This window comes from Pseudonocardia hierapolitana (assembly GCF_007994075.1).
GTDB classification, from domain to species: domain Bacteria; phylum Actinomycetota; class Actinomycetes; order Mycobacteriales; family Pseudonocardiaceae; genus Pseudonocardia; species Pseudonocardia hierapolitana.
This window is the reverse complement of record NZ_VIWU01000001.1, coordinates 5,373,352-5,389,839: the sequence shown is the minus strand read 5'-3', so window position 1 is coordinate 5,389,839 and position 16,488 is coordinate 5,373,352. Positions and strand designations below refer to the sequence as shown.

Sequence of the window (16,488 nt, the reverse complement as noted above, 5' to 3'; positions counted from 1 at the left end):
GTCAGGCGGCGCCGTCGGCCGGAGGGTGATCCGCGGGGATGGTGGGCCGCGCGGTGACCGTGACGGCGCCGCCGCAGTTCCAGCACGTGGGCTCGGCGGCGACGTCCCGCCCTTCGACGTCGCAGTCGCCGCAGAACCAGTGGGCCATGACCTGAACGTTCCTCACGGGGCGCCTCCATCACGCTCCGGGCGCCACGCCGTTCCGTTCACGTGGTGTCGCCGCTCGTCTCTGCCTGGTCACGTGCAGACACGCTCGGAAGGTTACGTTCGGTTCACCGATCGCACATGTCGTGACCGTCGAGCGTCCAGCCGGCCCAGGGCAGCATCGATCACCAGGAACGCGAGGAGGCTGATCCCGAGCAGCGGCGCGAACCAGCCGAGCAGGACGGCCAGCAGGACCGCCACGGCCACGACCGGCCATGCCGCGTTCCGGAGCCTGCCGCGCGGGACGAGCCGCCATGCCCCGCCGCGGGTGGGCCTGCGTTGCCACCACATGCGGTAGCCGAGCAGGATCAGGGTGATCAGCCCGAGGCCGAAGGCGACCAGCACGAGCTGGTTGGCCACGCCGAAGAGCACGCCCATGTGCGCGTCGATGCCCCAGCGGGCGAGCTTGGCCACGAGCGGGTAGTCCGCGAAGCGCACCTGGTCCACCACGGTGCCGGTGTCGCCGTCGATCGCGACGGCGTCGACCTCGGTCGGCCAGCCCCGTCCGATCTCGGTGACCGTCCAGGCCGCGCCGTGCTCGGCCGGGCGGGCGATCTCGATCATCCCGGCGTCGATGCCGGCGACCCGGGCGGCACCGAGGACCGCGTCGAACCGCGCGGGATCGACCGCGACGTCGGCGGCCGGGCCGCCGCCGTGACCGGCGTGCCCGCCGACGTCGAGCGACGGGGTGCTCCAGCCCAGCGCGGCGCGCAGCGACGAGATGTTCTCGCCCGCGTACGCCGACCAGGTCAGCCCGGTCGCGGAGAGGAACAGCGCGCCGAGCAGCAGCCAGACGCCGAGCGAACCGTGGCGGGTCAGGATGCGCCCGCGGCCGCGCGCGCCCGGTTCCGGCCGAACCAGATCGCGGACGGCCGCCCGTCGCGCCCGCCACCGCGCAACCCACAGCGCCAGCCCGCCCAGCGCGACCACCCACAGCCAGGACGCGGCCAGCTCGCTGTAGAGCCGGCCCGGCTCGCCGAGCAGGAGGTTGCGGTGCAGCTGGTCGATCGTCATGCGGAACGGCAGCACGCCGCTGGTGCCGTAGGTGACCAGCGAGCCCATCACCTCGCCGGTGCCGGGGTCCACGAACACGGTGCGGCGCTCGGACTCGCCCAGGCTCTCGTCGTCGAACAGCACCCGAGTCGTCGCGCCGGGCTCGGGGGCGGGCCGCACGGCGGCGAGGTCGCCGGTGGGATTCGTGGCCACCGCAGCGCGCACCTGGTCGGCCAGTGGGAGCTGCTGCGCTGTCGGCGGCACGCGCAGCTGCTCGTCGTAGAGCCAGTCCTCGAGCTGTGGTGTCAGCACGTAGAGCAGCCCGGTGGCCACGGCCACGAGGATGAACGGGCCGACGAGCAGGCCGGCGTAGAAGTGCAGGCGCAGCACGAGGCCGCGCCAGCCGGACCGGCTGCGAGTGGGTGGACTCGTCGTGGAATTCGGGATCACGGACATGGGGTCTCCGGGGTTCGAGGGCAGCGGGGACGGCACGGTGCGGCGGGCACGACGGCGCGGGAATGCGCAGATGGGTCGGGCCCGGCCGCGTCGGCCGGTGAAGCGGCGGTCAGCAGACCGCGGGAGGCCCCCGGTGCACGATCGAATGCCGCAGCCGTGCGGTCAGGACGGCGGGGACGGGCGCGCCGGTCGGGCGCCGTCGCGCCGGTCGCCGGGCCGTGCGCCACTCCCCCAGCAGCCGGGTGAGGAGTCGCCGCAGCGCGGCGACCGCGCGGCGCGCAGCCGCCACTGCCCTGCGCTCACCGCAGCGCAGCCACGCCCCCGCGACGGCCGCGCCCAGCACGTGGGCGAGCAGGACCAGCTCCGGCCCGAGCACGCCGTGGCCCGCGTGGACGGCCGGGTCCGCCGCGGTGCCGACGAACAGGGCGTGCCCACCGAGCTGCGCGACGAGCTGGGCCGCGGCCAGCCGCTCCCAGCCGCGCTCGTCGCGGGTCAACCACCACGAGGCAACGGCCGTCAGGGCCAGCGCCAGCAGGAGGCCGGGCAGCGGGGGCGCGGCGCCGGTGCCGATCAGGTGGCCGCCGCTCGTGGTGACGACGGCGGCGGCGACGGCGCCTGCGGTGCGGCCCACCCGGCCGCGCAGGAGCACGTGGGGGCGGTCACCGCCCTCGCGCTCTCGCCGCCTCCGCATGGAGCGACACCGTACCCAGTCGGGTGACGGCCCGACGCACGGTCAGGGAACGTCCCGGTCTCCGACCCCTGCCGGCGTCGCGATCGCGGCCGTGAGCCAGGACCGCCACGCCTCGGGGCTGCGCAGCGCGGCGTCCGGGATCCCCGCGTCCGCCAGCGCGCCCGGGTGGAGCAGCTCGTAGCGCTGGTTGTAGGCCGTGGCCCGGTCCGCGGGCAGCAGCAGCCACGGAGCCAGCGCGTACTCGATCCGGAACTCCACCACCCAGTCCGAGTAGCGCGGGATCAGCTCCCCTCGGACGAGGCCCCGCGCGAGAAGCCCGCGCCACAGCGCTGCCGTCTCGCGAGCGCCCTCCGGACCGTGCTCGGTGGGCGTGACGGCCGTGGTCTCGATCCGTCGCGGCAGCGACAGCATCGTCGTCACCGAGAACATCCACGGCAGCCCCAGGACGCGGCACAGGTGGGCCCGGCGCGACCCCGCGCTGACCGTGTACAGCGGCCCGGCCGGGCCGGGGATCCGCAGCAGCTGCACCGCGCCCGACTCGCTGTGTGCGCCGAAGTGGCGGGTGAGGTAGGCCGGCACGTCGGCGTACCCGACGGCGAGCAGCTCGGCCGTGCGGTCCGGGATCCAGCGACCCGCCTGTTCGGGGTCGTCGCGGTCGAACCGGCCCCACACCTCGTCGGGGGTGTGCACGACCGCTCGGGTCCGCACCCATTCGACAGCCCTGGTGCACGCCCAGGAATCGCTGGGCGCGAACAGGTCCGGGAGCTGCGGTTCCTCGGCCTGCAGCCGGTCGGCGCGCGCGGCGACCTCCTCCCGGAGCCGGTCCTGCTGGAAGCTGCGGCGCAGGCTGTCGATCTCGGCCACGATCTCGGCGATCACGTCCCGTCGCGCCATGAACGCCGCGGCGGCCTGCTCCTCGGTCACCCGGGGCATCGCCGCGGACGTGAACGTGCACAGCCGCGTACTCGGGGACGGGGGCGCGCCTCGCCACCCGACCTCGGCCGCCCTCGGCCGCGCGCTCCACCGCCCCAGCTCGTCGGCCACGATCGAGGGGTGGGCGACCCAGCCGCGCACGCCGGGACGATCCCCGTCCCCGTCCGGGACGGGTTCCGCGTCGAACCGGCCGGACGGGTCCCACCGCACCGACCACCGGACGGTGTCGCTCCCGCTCGCCGCCTCCACGGCCGCCGCGCGGCGGGCCATGTCGGCGGTCATGACGTGCACCTGCCCGAGGTCGCGGGCGGCCCGCAGCTGGGCGAGGGTGAGCCGAGCGGGCCCTTCGCCCTCGTGCTCGGGCAGCACCATCGTGTCGACCTCGGCCCGCCGGGGATCGTCCTGCAGGTACTGCTGACGCAGGAGGTTCCCGGCCTCCTTCATGGTCGCGGCCAGATGCAGACCGGGCCTGCGCAGCTCCGAGACGTCCACGTACGGGTCGGCGTCGTCGACGACGCGGCGGACGAGGGCCTTCTGCAGCTGGTCGGCCTGCCACAGCAGGGCCGTGACGTCGTTCCACGCGGCCGGGGGCGCGGTGCCGTCCGTGCTGCCGACGGCGCGGATGGCGAGCGTCAGCCGGTCCCACACCGGGAGCCGGGGCAGCCACCTCGTGGCCAGCGTGAACACGACCGCGGTCGACCAGCGCGCGAGGTGGGCCACTCTCCGCTGTTTCCCGGACCGCAGCGTCCGGCAGGGTTGCCGTGGGTCGGCGTGGCAACGGTCGCACGGCCAGTCGTGGACGGCGATCCCGCTGAGCGGATGGGCGCCGCTCGCCTTTGTTTGCAAGGTGCTCTTCCATCATCCGATCGAGGTGGGTGAGATCCTTGCGCAAGGCCATTCAGCGGCGTACGGGGGCCCGTTCGGCGGTGTCGATGGGCACCGGCCCGTCACACCGGGATGGGCAGCCCCACCAGCAACGGCAAGGCGACGCCCCCCGCCACTCCGAGCCCCACCGCGAGGCCGGCACACGCGTACGCGGTGCCGGCCGACCAGGTGCCGGCCGGTCGCAGCGCGGCCGCCTCGGAATCGGTCCCGCGGAACGTGGGCGCGATCCAGCGCAGGTAGTAGAAGACGCTCGCGACCGTGTTGACGATCGCGAGAACCGCGAGCCACGCGAACCCACCGTCGACGGCCGCGGTGAACACCGCGAGCTTCCCGACGAACACCGCGGTGGGCGGCGTCCCGATCAGCCCGAGGAGGCAGACGGCGAGCGCGACGGCCAAGCCCGGGTGCTGCCGGGCCATCCCGCGATAGTCCTCGATCGTCCGCGCCTGCGGGAACTCGGCCACCACGGCGAACGCACCGAGGTTCGTGACGGCGTACCCGGCGACGTAGTAGAGCAGCGCGGGCTGGGCGAGATCCGCCCGGCCCGCGACCGCCACGGCGATCAGCAGGTAGCCGACCTGGCTGATCGTCGAGTACGCGAGCAGCCGCTGCACCGTGGTCTGGAAGAACGCGGCGAGGTTGCCCAGCGTCATCGAGGCGGCGGCCAGTACCGCGACGAGCAGCGGCCAGTCGAGGGCGTCGGCCGGAACCGCGACCGTCAGCAGGCGGTACAGCGCGACCAGACCGCCGATCTTGGGGATCGTGGTGACGATCGCGGCCACGGCGGGCGGGGTGCCGTCTGTGACGTCCGGGACCCAGAAGTGCCCCGGCACGCCGCCGACCTTGAACAGCAGCCCGGCGAGCACGGCGACGAGGCCCACCCCGGCCGCTGCCACCGGCGCGGCGGCCAATCCCTCGCGGAGCGGTCCGTATCCGGTGGCGCGGCCGACGCCGTAGAGGATCGCGGTGCCGGTGAGCATCGCGACGCCGAGGAACGCCCCCGACAGGTAGTACTTCATCGCGGCCTCGGTGCCGAGCGAGCTCTTGTCCCAGCCCGCGAGGGCGTAGAACGGCACGCTCGCCAGCAGGAACGCCGCGAGCAGCAGCAGGAGGTCGTTCGCGCCGCCGAGCACGATCGTGCCCAACGCGCCGAGCTGCAGCAGCACCACGAACTCGGTCTCGCGCCGGTGCCCGGCCGTCGCGTCGACCGACAGCGCCAGCGCCACGAGCACCGCGACCAGCACGATCGCGCGCGTGGCGTGCGTGGGCGTATCGACGGCGTAGCTGGTGCCGAACACGAGCTCGTCGGGCCGGGCGGCCGCGACGGCGGTGGCGACCAGCCCGGCGAGGGCGGCGGCCGCGGCGAGCAGTCGCACCAGCCACTGCCGGTCCCGGGGCAGCCACGCGCCCAGCAGCAGCCCGACGACGGCGGCACCGAGCAGGAACAGCTCCGGCAGCAGCGCCGCCGGATTCTCGTTCATGCCGTTCACCGGGCGACCAGCTCCACGAGCGCGCGGGACGCCGGTTCGATCACGTCGAGCAGGAACCGGGGCAGCACCCCGATCACGGTGGCCAGCGCCAGCAGCGGGACGATCGCGACCGTCTCGCTGGGGTGCAGGTCGGCGAACGGCCGTGGCGTGCCCGGCGCGTCCGGCAGGCGTTCCGGGCCGAGGAACACCCGCTGCAGCGCGCGGAGGAACAGCGCCGCCGTGACGAGGATGCCGAGGACGGCGAGCGCGGTCGCGACCGGCGCGGACGCCAGCGCGCCGGTGAAGATCTGGAACTCGGCGATGAACCCGGCGAAGCCGGGCAGACCCAGCGACGCGAACGCTGCCACGGCGAACACGCCCGCGAACAGCGGCGTCCGCGCCGCGAGCCCGGAGTAGGCGGCCATGTCGTAGGTGCGGCCGCGGTCGTAGAGCACGCCGGTGAGCAGGAACAGCGCCCCGGTGATCAGGCCGTGGGCCACCATCTGGGTCACCGCGCCGGTCGTGGCCAGCTGCCGGGCCTGCTCGTCGCTGCCTGCCAGTATCCCGGCCGCGCCCACGCCGAGGACCACGTAACCCATGTGGTTCACCGACGTGTAGGCGATCATCCGCTTGACGTCGCTCTGGGCCAGCGCGACCAGGGCCCCGTAGAGCACCGACACGACGCCGACGACGACCGCGACCACGGCGTACTGGCGCCACGTGTCGGGCAGGATCGGCATCGCGATGCGCAGGAAGCCGTACGTGCCCATCTTCAGCAGGATCCCGGCGAGGATCGCCGAGCCGGTGGCCGGCGCCTCGGTGTGAGCGGGCGGGAGCCAGGTGTGGAACGGCACCGTCGGCGTCTTCACCGCGAGGCCGATCCCGATCGCGAGCAGCGCCAGCGCGGCCGCCGGCCCGCCGCCTGCGAGCGGATCGGCCGCGACCAGCTCGACGATGTCGAACGTGTGCGGCTCCGCGGCGAGGTACAGCACGATGAACCCGAGCAGCAGGGCCAGCGACCCGAGGAACGTGTAGAGGAAGAACTTCAGCGCCGCCGCGCGGGCCCGCTCGCCGTGCCCCCACCCGGCGATCAGGAAGTACATGAACACGATCGACAGGTCGAAGAACAGGAAGAACAGGATCAGGTCCAGGGCGACGAAGAGCCCGAGCGACACCGTCTGCAGGGCGAGGAACAGCGCGACGTAGCTCTTCACCCGGCGGGTCTCCCGCAGCGCGAACACCGCGCACCCGGCGAAGAGCACAGCGGTGAGCGCGACGAGCGGAAGCGAGATCCCGTCGACCCCCACGTGGTAAGAGATGCCGACGGTCGGCATCCAGGCCACCCGCTCCTCGAACCGGAACCCGCTGCCCGGCGTGAGCCACACCGCCACGACCAGCGCGAGGTCGACGGCGCTGACCCCCACCCAGGCGCCGGTGAACACCCGCCGCGGCGCGGTGGCCGGCACCAGCAGCAGCACCGCCGCCACCACCGCGGGCAGGAACACGATCAGCGAGAGCACTGCGTTCACCCCATGACGATCACGACGAGGGCCAGCACCGCGAGCGCGGCGGCCGCCTGGGCGTAGTACTGGTGGACCTGCCCGGTCTGCGGGCGGCGGGCGAGCCTGCCGAGGGCGCGGGCCCCGTCCGCGATCCCGCGCACCGCGCCGTCGACGGCCCCCTCGCCCCGCCGGTCCAGCGCCTGCGCCACGGCCACGGTTCCCCGGGCCACCGCGGTCACGGAGCTGTCCAGGCCGTCGTCGAAGCGGGCGAGCAGCCGGGCGAGGCCGAGAACCGGCCGCACGACCACCGCGTGCGAGAGGCGCTCGATCCCGAGCCACGAGGCGAGCACGGGCGGGGCCCCGATCCGCCCCGCGACCCGCCAAGTCACCGCGACGGCGACGACCGCGAGCGCTCCGGACAGGACGAGCTCCCAGGGTGCGGAAGCGAGGGTGAGAAGGGGAATCCCGAGCAGGGCGGCGAGCAGCGCGAGCACTCCGAGCGGCAACACCCCGTTCCGACGAACGGCGCGTTCGTCGGTACCTATCCGACGAACGCGCCGTTCGTCGGAAGGGGGCGGTTGCCAGACCCACCACACCGCCTTCGCGCTGTAGATCGCCGAGACCAGCGCTGCGACCAGGCCGACGACGTAGAGGGCGGTGCTCCGGTCCAGCGCAGCGGCCAGGACCAGGTCCTTCGTCACCCACAGGGAGAGCGGCGGGAGGCCGGCCAGTGAGGCCGCGCCGACGGTGAACGTCACGCCGACCAGGGGGTAGCGCCGCGCTGCGCCGCGGAGCTCGCCGAGCTGCTTCGTCCCGAGCAGGACGAGCCAGGCACCCGCTCCGAGGAAGAGCAGGCTCTTGGTGGCGGCGTGCGCCACCAGCTGCAGCGCCCCGCCCGCGACGCCGCCGACGCCCGCGGCGAGCACCATGAACCCGATCTGCGCGCACGTCGAGGCCGCGAGCAGCTGCTTGAGATCGGACTGCGCGACCGCGACCAGCCCCATCAGCAGGGCCGTCGCCGCACCGACCCACGCCACCAGCGGCGCGGCCCACCCGGCCGTCTCGAGCAGCGGAGCGAGCCGCAGCAGCAGGTACGCCCCGGCCGCCACCATCGTGGCCGAGTGCAGGAGCGCCGAGACCGGGCTCGGGCCGCGCATCGCCTGCGACAGCCAGAAGCTGAACGGCAGTTGCGCCGACTTCCCCAGCGCCGCGACGACCAGCCCGGCGGCGACGACGTGCAGCCACGGCTCGCGCGCGACCGGAAGCTCGGCGAGCGCGAGCGATCCGACGCCGCCCGCCAGCGCGGCTCCGGCGGCGACGTAGAGCCCGGCATCGGCGAGTCGGGTGGTGAGGAAGGCCGTGTGCGCCGCGCGCACCGACTCCGGTTCCCGCCACCGGTGGGCGATGAGCGCCCAGCTCATCGCGCCCATGACCTCCCAGGCCATGAGCAGCGCTGCGAGGGTGGTCGCGGTGACCGTCACGAGCATCGCCCCGGCGAACAGCAGCATGCACCCGACGAACCGCGCGGTCCGCAGCTCCGCCTCGCCCGCGGCGTGGGCGAGCACGGCCAGCGTCGCACCGGCGACGGTGACGACCATCAGCGCCGAGAGCCCGTCGACGGCGAGCCCGGCGCGGACCCCGGCCACGAGCGGTGCGTCGACGGCGGGGCGGGTGAGCGCCGCGGTGATCGCGAGAGCCAGCACGGCGACCGCGACCAGCACCCCGGCCGCCGGCGCGGCCCGGTCGGCGCGGCGACCCGCGAGCGCGAGCCCGGCGCCCGCGAGCAGCGGCACCGCGACCAGCCACCACAGCATCGCGTCAGCCCTTCAGATCGGCGGCGTCGTCGGTCATGTCCACCTGCCGGGCCCGGTAGATGGCCGTGACGACGGCGAACCCGACCGCCATCTCGACCGCCATCACGGTGATGATCACGACGATGAGCACCTGGCCGTCGGTGCCGCCCGGCGAGACGAAGTACCAGAACGCCGCCGCCGCGACGATCACGCCGTTCAGCATCAGCTCGAGGCCCATCATCAGCATCACGATCGACTGCTGGGACAGCGCCCCGTAGAGCCCGATCGCGAACAGCCCGGCGGCGAGCAGCAGGAACAACTGCAGGGTCATCGCTCGCCGCCGTAGCGGCCGCGGTCGGTGGACAGCACCACGGTGGCGACGATCGTGGCGAACAGGCCCACGCCGAGCGTCATCATCGTGAGCATCTGCCCGCCCATCAGGGCCTCGCCGAGCGCGAACGTCGGGTCGGGCGCGGGCTCGCCCTCGCGGGTCGGCCAGTCGACGAGCAGGATCCCGGCCGCCAGCACGACGAACGTGCCGATCGCTATCACCGCGGACCCGGCCTTGTTGTGCACCATCGTCATCGGCATCAACCCGGCCGGGTTCATCATGAACATGATCATGAAGACGGCCATGATCACCATTTCGATGACCATCATGAGCGCGATGACGACGCCGAGGTAGCCCAGCCCGAGCAGCAGCACGAGCCCCGCCACGGCGAGGAACGACGCGAGCAGCGCGAACGTCACCTGCGCCATCGAGTCCAGCCGGAACACCAGGTACCCGAACACCAGCGCGGCCGCGGCGAGCACCCAGAACAGGACGATCTCGAGCATCAGGCCCCTCCGAGCACGACCAGCGCCACGGCCAGGGCCTGCGCGATCGTCAGCGGGATCAGCACGACCCAGGCGAACTCGACGTAGCGGTCCATCCGCACGGTCGGGAACCGGTGGCGCAGCCACAGCAGCAGCGCCAGCACCGCGGCGGTCTTGACCGCCACCCAGACCCACGCCGGCAGCAGCGGGCCCGCTCCCCCACCGAGGAAGAGCGGCACGGCCATCGCGGCCGCGGTGACGAGCAGCAGCCACCGGCCGCCCGCGAACACCAGCCGGTCGACGCCCGAGAGCTCCGCCGCCGCGCCGCCGGCGACGTCCCGGTCGACGGGCGCGTCGAAGGGGCCCCAGAACGCCATCGCGGCCGCCGACATCAGGTACACCACGAACGCGACCGGCATGATCACGACGAACCAGAGGTCGCGCTGGGCGTCGACGATCGTGGTGAGGCGCAGGCTCTCCGCGCCCAGCGCGGCGGTGATGATCGCGAACATGTGCGGCAGCTCGTAGGCAAGCCCCTGCGCGACGAACCGGTAGCCGCCCACCAGCCCCAGCGCGCTGTTGGAGCCCCACCCGACCATCCACACCGCGGCCCAGGCCAGCACCTCCATCGCGTTGAACCAGACGACGCCGACCGAGAGATCGGCCACCGGCCGCTCCCCCAGCGGCAGCACCGCGGCGGCCAGCAGCGCGGCCACCGGCAGCACACCGGCACCGATGCGCCCCAGCACCACGTCCCCTGCGACCGTGCGGCGGCGCTGCCCGACGAGCAGCCGGGCGACCTCGCGCCCCGGCACGGCGAGGGCCGCGCGCTCGCCCGCGAACGCCGCGTCCCCGACCAGCGCCAACCACGTGACGAACCCGAGGAGCACCGGCAACAACAGCGCCGACCACCACGGGAGCGCGGCCGGATCCGGAACGACCGGCATCTCACCCATGCCCGGCCCCCGTCCCGGCCGCTGCGCGGTCGATGTCGGGATCGAGGACGGCCACGATCAGCCGGGCCGCCGCGAGCTCGGCGCCGACGAGCAGGTCAGCAAGGTCGCCCGGCTCCGGCGGAACCGGGGTCCGGCCACCGCGCCACGGTGCGGGAGAGGCGCCGGGCCGCGAATCGACCGGCAGCGCCGCCTCGATCGCCGCCAGCTTCGTCGCGAGCAGCGCCGCAACATCGGCGGGGCCTGCGGGGATCCCGCGGATCAGCCGGCGCAGCGTGCGGGACCGCCTGATCCGACGTAGCAGGCCGGCCACCCCGGCGGAGACCCGCTCACCGGCCAGGAACGCATCGCGCAGCCGGCGCGCCTCGCCGGCCGCGCTCGGCCAACCGGCAACGCCCAGGAACCGCGCCAGGCCGTCCAGCTCCCGCGCCGCGGCACTCGGCCACCCGAACGGCACCGCGTGCCCGGCATCCAGGACCTCGGCGGCGGCCTCCTGGATCACGTCGCCCTGCAGCGTCACCCGAACCACCAGCCCGGCGGGCCAGTCCGGGAGCAGCGGGCCGAGCGGGATGTGCAGCCGGTCCAGTGTCAGCCCGTCCCGGTCGGGCCCCAGCTCGGCCATCGGCAGTCCGGCGACCGTCCCGCCGTGGCCGTGGTGGTGCCCGCCGCCGTGGCCGGCATGGTCGCCACCGGCCTCGCCCCCGTGCTCCGCATGGTCGTGGTGCTCCGGGTGGCCCGCGTGATCGCCGTGCTCGGCAGGTCCGTCGTGTGTCCCGTGACCGCCGTGCACCGCGTGCCCTCCGTGGTGGCCCTCGTTCCCACCGACGACCTCCGTGCGCTGGTGCTCGACGTCGGCCAGGAGGGCGGACGCCGCGTCCAGGCGTTCGTCGACGTCCGCAGGTGGCTGCACCTCGATGCGGGCCCGTGGCCCGGGGACCTGCTCCCACACGGCGTCGACCACCGCCGCGAGCCCGGGCCCTGGCGTGCCGGCGACGGCCAGTACGTCGGCGTCGGCCGGACCCGTCGCGATCGGCCACCCGCGCCGGGCGAGGGCGGCCTCGAGCGCGAGCCGGCTACCGGTGGCGCCCGGCACGGCCACCACGAGCACGTGCGGGCGGCGGGCGGCGATCCGGAGCAGGAGCGCGGTCAGGTCCACCGCAGCGCTCCCTCGCGCCACGCGTAGAGCACCCCGGCGAGCAGGATCGCGAGGAACAGGAACATCTCGATCACCGCGGCCGCCCCCACCCGGGACACGACGAGCGTCCACGGGTACATGAAGAGCATCTCCATGTCGAAGGCCAGGAACACCATGGTCACCGGGTACCAGCGCACGTGGAACCGCGAGACGGCGTGCTCCCGAGGGGGCAGGCCGCCTGCGAAGGCCCCGACCCCGTCGGCCGGGGGCCGGACCGCCACCAGCGCGGAGAGCGCGTAGCACGCCAGCACCAGGCCACCGCCGACGGCGAGCACCACGAGCAGCGGGCCGAACTCCGCCACGACCATCCCTCCTCGGTACCCGTATGGGGTGTCGGATACTCGCCGATGCGCGTCGCGGTGTCCAGGCCCGTGCGCTCTGCGTCACCCGCCCGGATAGGGGGGCATAGTATTTGCGCAGGGCCCGAGGAGGACGGATGCACGGCTACACCCAGGACAAGGACGCCTACCTCAAGCGCCTGCGGCGGATCGAAGGTCAGGTCCGCGGCATCGCGAAGATGATCGAGAACGACAAGTACTGCATCGACGTGCTGACGCAGGTCTCGGCCGCCACGAAGGCCCTCGAAGCGGTGGCTCTCGGCCTGCTCGAGGAGCACCTGCGCCACTGCGTCGCCCAGGCCGCGGCCACGGGCGGCGAGGTCGCGGAGCAGAAGGTCGCCGAGGCGAGCGCCGCGATCGCCCGTCTCGTCAAGTCCTGACGGCCCGCCGGTACGGGTAGCCCCAAGGGGTATCTCCCGAAACCTCCGCCGCCGGACCCCGCGTGACCACCATCACAGCCGAACCGACTTGATAGGATACCCCCCTACGGTATCGTCATCGGCGTTCGGAGAGGAGCACGGCATGAACGGCTACGCCCACGACAAGGACGCCTACCTCAAGCGGATGCGCCGCATCGAGGGGCAGGTCCGCGGCATCGCCAAGATGATCGAGACCGACCAGTACTGCATCGACGTGCTCACCCAGGTCTCCGCCGCCACCAAGGCCCTCGAGGCCGTGGCGCTCGGCCTGCTCGACGAGCACCTGAAGCACTGCGTCACCCAGGCCGCCGCCGAGGGCGGTGCGGTGGCCGACGAGAAGGTCGCAGAAGCCAGCGCCGCCATCGCGCGGCTCGTCAAGTCCTGAAACCCCGAGGAGGAACAGCTGATGAGCGAGAGCACCTACACCGTCACCGGCATGACCTGCGGCCACTGCGTCGCCTCGGTCACCGAGGAGATCAGCGAGATCGACGGTGTCACCGACGTCGCGGTGGACCTGCCCACCGGCGCCGTCACGGTCACCAGCAGCAAGCCGCTCGAAAGCGCGGACGTCCGCGCCGCCGTCGAGGAAGCCGGGTACCAGCTCGCCGGCTGACCGCCGGCCGGAGATCAGGAACTGACATGAACACAATCGCGAAGCTCTCCGCCTACGGTGCGGCGCTCGTCCTGTTCGTCGCAGGTGCGTACGCCGTCGGCACCGCTGTCGGTCCCCTTCGCCCCGTCGCCCCGAGCGGCGACGTGGCACCGTCCGGCGTTGAGGCCGCCGGGCACGGGGACGCACACAGCGGCACCGTCGCGGAGGCCGCAGCAGACCAGCCTGCCGGGCTGGCGTCGAGCAGGGGCGGTTACACCCTCACGCCCACCGACCCGACGCCCGAGGCGGGATCCTTCTCCTTCCAGATCATCGGTCCCGACGGGGCGCCGGTCACCGCGTTCGACGTGGAGCACGACAAGCGGATGCACCTGATCGTCGTGCGCCGCGACACTACCGGTTTCCAGCACGTCCACCCCGAGATGGCGCCCGACGGCACGTGGAGCGTCCCGCTGACGTTCCCGGCAGGCGGCTCGTACCGCGCCTTCGCCGACTTCGCCCCGACGGGCGGCGAGGGAACCACGCTCGGCGTCGACCTCGCCGTGCCCGGCACGTTCGAGCCCGTGGAGCAGGCACCGAGCCGCACGGCACAGGTCGACGGGTACACCGTCGAGCTCACCGGCGAGCTCGTGCCCGGTCAGGCCTCCCCGGTCACCCTGACGGTGAGCAAGGACGGGCGACCGGTCACCGATCTGCAGCCCTACCTCGCCGCGTACGGCCACCTGGTGGCGCTGCGGGAGGGCGACCTCGCCTACCTTCACGTGCACCCCGACGGCGAGCCCGGCGACGGGCGCACCCCCGCCGGCCCGCAGATCGAGTTCGTCGCCGAGGTGCCGAGCGCGGGTAGCTACCGGCTGTTCCTCGATTTCCAGCACGACGGCGTGGTGCGCACGGCAGAGTTCACGGTGCCCACCGGCCCGGCAGTCCCGGACGCGAACGCGGCCCCGGCCCACGCCGACGACGGCCACGGTCACTGATCGCCAGGAAGGAGTTGGACGATGAGTACCGCTTCCCCCACCACCGTCGAACTGGCGATCGGCGGCATGACGTGCGCGTCGTGCGCCAACCGGATCGAGCGCAAGCTCAACAAGCTCGACGGCGTGACCGCCACCGTCAACTACGCCACCGAGAAGGCGCGGGTCGAGGCCCCGGGCGGCGTCGACCCCGCGGTGCTGGTGGCCCAGGTCGAGGCGGCCGGCTACACCGCCGAGCTGCCCCGGCCGGCCGCAACTCCCGGCGAGGAGACAGCGCCCGAGGACGACCCCACCAGCCCGCTGCGGAACCGGCTGGTCACCAGCGCGGTCCTCGCGGTGCCGGTCATCGCGCTCGCGATGGTCCCCGCATGGCAGTTCACGTACTGGCAGTGGATCTCCCTCGCGCTCGCCGGGCCGGTCGTCACGTGGGCGGCGTGGCCGTTCCACCGGGCGGCGTGGGCGAACCTGCGCCACGCCACCGCAACGATGGACACGCTGATCTCGATGGGCGTGCTCGCGGCCTTCGCCTGGTCGCTGTACGCCCTGCTGTTCGGCACGGCCGGGGTGCCCGGCATGACGCACCCCTTCGAGCTGACGATCTCGCCCAGCGACGGCGCCGGAAACATCTACCTGGAGGTGGCGGCCGGCGTCACCACGTTCATCCTCGCCGGCCGCTACTTCGAAGCCCGCTCGAAGCGCCGTGCCGGGGCGGCCCTGCGGGCGCTGCTCGAGCTGGGGGCGAAGGACGTCGCCGTGCTGCGGGACGGCGCCGAGCTGCGCATCCCGATCGAGCAGCTGGCCGTGGGCGACCGGTTCGTCGTGCGGCCGGGTGAGAAGGTCGCCACCGACGGCGTGGTCGACGAGGGCACCTCGGCGGTGGACGCCTCGATGCTGACCGGCGAGTCGGTGCCGGTCGAGGTCGGGCCCGGCGACGCGGTCGTCGGTGCCACCGTCAACGCGGGCGGGCGGCTCGTCGTGCGCGCCACCCGGGTCGGCTCGGACACCCAGCTCGCGCAGATGGCGACGCTGGTGGAGGACGCCCAGAACGGCAAGGCAGCCGTGCAGCGCCTCGCCGACCGCATCTCCGGGGTGTTCGTGCCGATCGTGATCGCACTCGCCGCCGCCACCCTCGGGTTCTGGCTCGGCACGGGCGCCGGTGCGGCGGCGGCGTTCACGGCCGCGGTCGCGGTGCTGATCATCGCCTGCCCCTGTGCGCTGGGGCTCGCGACGCCCACCGCGCTGCTGGTCGGCACCGGCCGGGGTGCCCAGCTGGGCATCCTGATCAAGGGTCCCGAGGTGCTGGAGTCCACGCGCCGGATCGACACCGTCGTGCTGGACAAGACGGGCACCGTCACCACCGGCCGGATGGAGCTCGTCGCCGTGCACCCCGGTGACGGCGTCGACGAGGACGAGGTCCTGCGGCTCGCCGGCGCGCTGGAGGACGCATCCGAGCACCCGATCGCCGCGGCGATCGCCTGGGGTGCCCGCGACCGCGTCGGAGCGCTCCCGGCCGTCGAGGGGTTCGCAGCCGTCGAGGGCCTGGGGGTGCAGGGGATCGTCGACGGGCACGCCGTGCTCGTCGGCCGACCGGCGCTGCTGGAGGAGTGGAGCCAGCCGCTCGGCCCCGGCCTCGCCGCGCACCTCGCGGCGGCGCAGTCCGACGGGCGCACGGCGGTCGCCGTGGCGTGGGACGGCGCGGCTCGCGCGGTCCTGGTGGTGTCCGACACGGTGAAGCCCACGTCGGCAGAGGCCATCGCACAGCTGCGAGGGCTCGGGCTCACCCCCGTGCTGCTCACCGGCGACAACGAGGCCGCAGCGCATGCCGTGGCCGCCGAGGTCGGCATCAGCGAGGTCGTGGCCGAGGTCCTGCCGGCCGACAAGGTCGACGTGGTCAAGCGGCTGCAGGACGAGGGCAAGGTCGTCGCCATGGTCGGCGACGGGGTCAACGACGCCGCCGCACTCGCCCAGGCCGACCTGGGGCTGGCCATGGGCACCGGCACCGACGTGGCGATCGAGGCGAGCGACATCACCCTGGTCCGGGGCGACCTGCGGGCCGCGGCCGACGCGATCCGGCTCTCCCGCCGGACGCTCGCCACGATCAAGGGCAACCTGTTCTGGGCGTTCGCCTACAACGTGGCCGCCCTTCCGCTGGCGGCGGCCGGCCTGCTCAACCCGATGATCGCCGGGGCGGCGATGGCCTTCAGCTCGGCGTTCGTCGTGGCGAACAGTCTGCGGCTGCGCCGGTTCCGCTGATCGT

At 73.8% G+C, this 16,488-nt stretch carries 17 protein-coding genes; 5 read left to right on the top strand and 12 right to left on the bottom strand.

What is annotated here, in order from left to right; all coding sequences use genetic code 11:
• Nucleotide 1: 1 nt before the first annotated feature.
• The 12 genes from FHX44_RS42305 to FHX44_RS25595 form a co-directional block, all read right to left on the bottom strand.
• On the bottom strand, nucleotides 2-166 hold the full coding sequence (locus FHX44_RS42305) for a hypothetical protein (RefSeq protein ID WP_170309042.1): 165 nt from the start codon (nucleotides 164-166) through the stop codon (nucleotides 2-4).
• A gap of 95 nt (nucleotides 167-261) precedes the next feature.
• A complete protein-coding gene (locus FHX44_RS25645; RefSeq protein WP_147258143.1) occupies nucleotides 262-1,653 on the bottom strand; it encodes a PepSY-associated TM helix domain-containing protein in 1,392 nt (463 codons plus the stop codon).
• Between the two features lie 109 nt (nucleotides 1,654-1,762).
• Complete coding sequence (locus FHX44_RS25640; RefSeq protein WP_147258140.1) at nucleotides 1,763-2,344, bottom strand: hypothetical protein; 582 nt, start codon at nucleotides 2,342-2,344, stop codon at nucleotides 1,763-1,765.
• Nucleotides 2,345-2,386: 42 nt separating this feature from the next.
• Entirely contained in the window at nucleotides 2,387-4,123 is a 1,737-nt protein-coding gene (locus FHX44_RS25635; RefSeq protein WP_425469153.1) for a zinc finger domain-containing protein, read from the bottom strand.
• A 101-nt stretch (nucleotides 4,124-4,224) separates the two neighbouring features.
• A complete protein-coding gene (locus tag FHX44_RS25630; RefSeq protein ID WP_212612641.1) occupies nucleotides 4,225-5,643 on the bottom strand; it encodes an NADH-quinone oxidoreductase subunit N in 1,419 nt (472 codons plus the stop codon).
• Between the two features lie 5 nt (nucleotides 5,644-5,648).
• Nucleotides 5,649-7,151, bottom strand: coding sequence for a complex I subunit 4 family protein (locus tag FHX44_RS25625; protein ID WP_212613049.1), 1,503 nt, complete (start codon nucleotides 7,149-7,151; stop codon nucleotides 5,649-5,651).
• Between the two features lie 5 nt (nucleotides 7,152-7,156).
• Entirely contained in the window at nucleotides 7,157-8,947 is a 1,791-nt protein-coding gene (locus FHX44_RS25620; protein ID WP_147258134.1) for an NADH-quinone oxidoreductase subunit 5 family protein, read from the bottom strand.
• A 4-nt stretch (nucleotides 8,948-8,951) separates the two neighbouring features.
• Nucleotides 8,952-9,257, bottom strand: coding sequence for an NADH-quinone oxidoreductase subunit NuoK (nuoK, locus tag FHX44_RS25615; RefSeq protein ID WP_147258133.1), 306 nt, complete (start codon nucleotides 9,255-9,257; stop codon nucleotides 8,952-8,954).
• Nucleotides 9,254-9,763 (bottom strand): NADH-quinone oxidoreductase subunit J, encoded by a 510-nt coding sequence (locus tag FHX44_RS25610; RefSeq protein WP_147258132.1) that lies wholly within the window; start codon nucleotides 9,761-9,763, stop codon nucleotides 9,254-9,256. Before FHX44_RS25610 ends, nuoK begins: the two co-directional genes overlap by 4 nt.
• On the bottom strand, nucleotides 9,763-10,698 hold the full coding sequence (locus tag FHX44_RS25605; protein WP_246170585.1) for a complex I subunit 1 family protein: 936 nt from the start codon (nucleotides 10,696-10,698) through the stop codon (nucleotides 9,763-9,765). The genes FHX44_RS25610 and FHX44_RS25605 overlap by 1 nt, the downstream gene beginning before the upstream one ends.
• Nucleotides 10,691-11,851 (bottom strand): hypothetical protein, encoded by a 1,161-nt coding sequence (locus tag FHX44_RS25600; protein WP_147258130.1) that lies wholly within the window; start codon nucleotides 11,849-11,851, stop codon nucleotides 10,691-10,693. The genes FHX44_RS25605 and FHX44_RS25600 overlap by 8 nt, the downstream gene beginning before the upstream one ends.
• Nucleotides 11,842-12,192 carry an NADH-quinone oxidoreductase subunit A gene (locus FHX44_RS25595; RefSeq protein ID WP_246170584.1) on the bottom strand — a complete coding sequence of 117 codons (351 nt, stop codon included), beginning with the start codon at nucleotides 12,190-12,192 and terminating at the stop codon, nucleotides 11,842-11,844. The genes FHX44_RS25600 and FHX44_RS25595 overlap by 10 nt, the downstream gene beginning before the upstream one ends.
• A 134-nt stretch (nucleotides 12,193-12,326) precedes the next feature.
• On the opposite strand from FHX44_RS25595, the gene FHX44_RS25590 reads away from it, so the two are divergent.
• The 5 genes from FHX44_RS25590 (at nucleotide 12,327) to FHX44_RS25570 (ending at nucleotide 16,484) form a co-directional block, all read left to right on the top strand.
• Nucleotides 12,327-12,608 (top strand): metal-sensitive transcriptional regulator, encoded by a 282-nt coding sequence (locus FHX44_RS25590; RefSeq protein ID WP_147258128.1) that lies wholly within the window; start codon nucleotides 12,327-12,329, stop codon nucleotides 12,606-12,608.
• Nucleotides 12,609-12,750: 142 nt separating this feature from the next.
• The gene (locus tag FHX44_RS25585) at nucleotides 12,751-13,032 is read left to right on the top strand and encodes a metal-sensitive transcriptional regulator (RefSeq protein ID WP_147258126.1); all 282 of its coding nucleotides are present in this window, start codon (nucleotides 12,751-12,753) and stop codon (nucleotides 13,030-13,032) included.
• A 21-nt stretch (nucleotides 13,033-13,053) separates the two neighbouring features.
• Entirely contained in the window at nucleotides 13,054-13,260 is a 207-nt protein-coding gene (locus FHX44_RS25580) for a heavy-metal-associated domain-containing protein (RefSeq protein WP_147258125.1), read from the top strand.
• Nucleotides 13,261-13,286: 26 nt separating this feature from the next.
• Complete coding sequence (locus FHX44_RS25575) at nucleotides 13,287-14,234, top strand: hypothetical protein (RefSeq protein WP_147258123.1); 948 nt, start codon at nucleotides 13,287-13,289, stop codon at nucleotides 14,232-14,234.
• A gap of 21 nt (nucleotides 14,235-14,255) precedes the next feature.
• Nucleotides 14,256-16,484 carry a heavy metal translocating P-type ATPase gene (locus FHX44_RS25570; RefSeq protein ID WP_147258122.1) on the top strand — a complete coding sequence of 743 codons (2,229 nt, stop codon included), beginning with the start codon at nucleotides 14,256-14,258 and terminating at the stop codon, nucleotides 16,482-16,484.
• The last annotated feature ends 4 nt before the right edge of the window (nucleotides 16,485-16,488 follow it).

Bases quoted from the DNA above. Each gene is read 5' to 3' on its own strand.
- FHX44_RS25645 (WP_147258143.1), bottom strand. From the start codon at position 1,653: ATGTCCGTGATCCCGAATTCCACGACGAGTCCACCCACTCGCAGCCGG.
- FHX44_RS25640 (WP_147258140.1), bottom strand. From the start codon at position 2,344: ATGCGGAGGCGGCGAGAGCGCGAGGGCGGTGACCGCCCCCACGTGCTC.
- FHX44_RS25630 (WP_212612641.1), bottom strand. From the start codon at position 5,643: ATGAACGAGAATCCGGCGGCGCTGCTGCCGGAGCTGTTCCTGCTCGGT.
- FHX44_RS25620 (WP_147258134.1), bottom strand. From the start codon at position 8,947: ATGCTGTGGTGGCTGGTCGCGGTGCCGCTGCTCGCGGGCGCCGGGCTC.
- nuoK (WP_147258133.1), bottom strand. From the start codon at position 9,257: ATGACCCTGCAGTTGTTCCTGCTGCTCGCCGCCGGGCTGTTCGCGATC.
- FHX44_RS25610 (WP_147258132.1), bottom strand. From the start codon at position 9,763: ATGCTCGAGATCGTCCTGTTCTGGGTGCTCGCCGCGGCCGCGCTGGTG.
- FHX44_RS25605 (WP_246170585.1), bottom strand. From the start codon at position 10,698: ATGGGTGAGATGCCGGTCGTTCCGGATCCGGCCGCGCTCCCGTGGTGG.
- FHX44_RS25590 (WP_147258128.1), top strand. From the start codon at position 12,327: ATGCACGGCTACACCCAGGACAAGGACGCCTACCTCAAGCGCCTGCGG.
- FHX44_RS25585 (WP_147258126.1), top strand. From the start codon at position 12,751: ATGAACGGCTACGCCCACGACAAGGACGCCTACCTCAAGCGGATGCGC.
- FHX44_RS25580 (WP_147258125.1), top strand. From the start codon at position 13,054: ATGAGCGAGAGCACCTACACCGTCACCGGCATGACCTGCGGCCACTGC.
- FHX44_RS25575 (WP_147258123.1), top strand. From the start codon at position 13,287: ATGAACACAATCGCGAAGCTCTCCGCCTACGGTGCGGCGCTCGTCCTG.
- FHX44_RS25570 (WP_147258122.1), top strand. From the start codon at position 14,256: ATGAGTACCGCTTCCCCCACCACCGTCGAACTGGCGATCGGCGGCATG.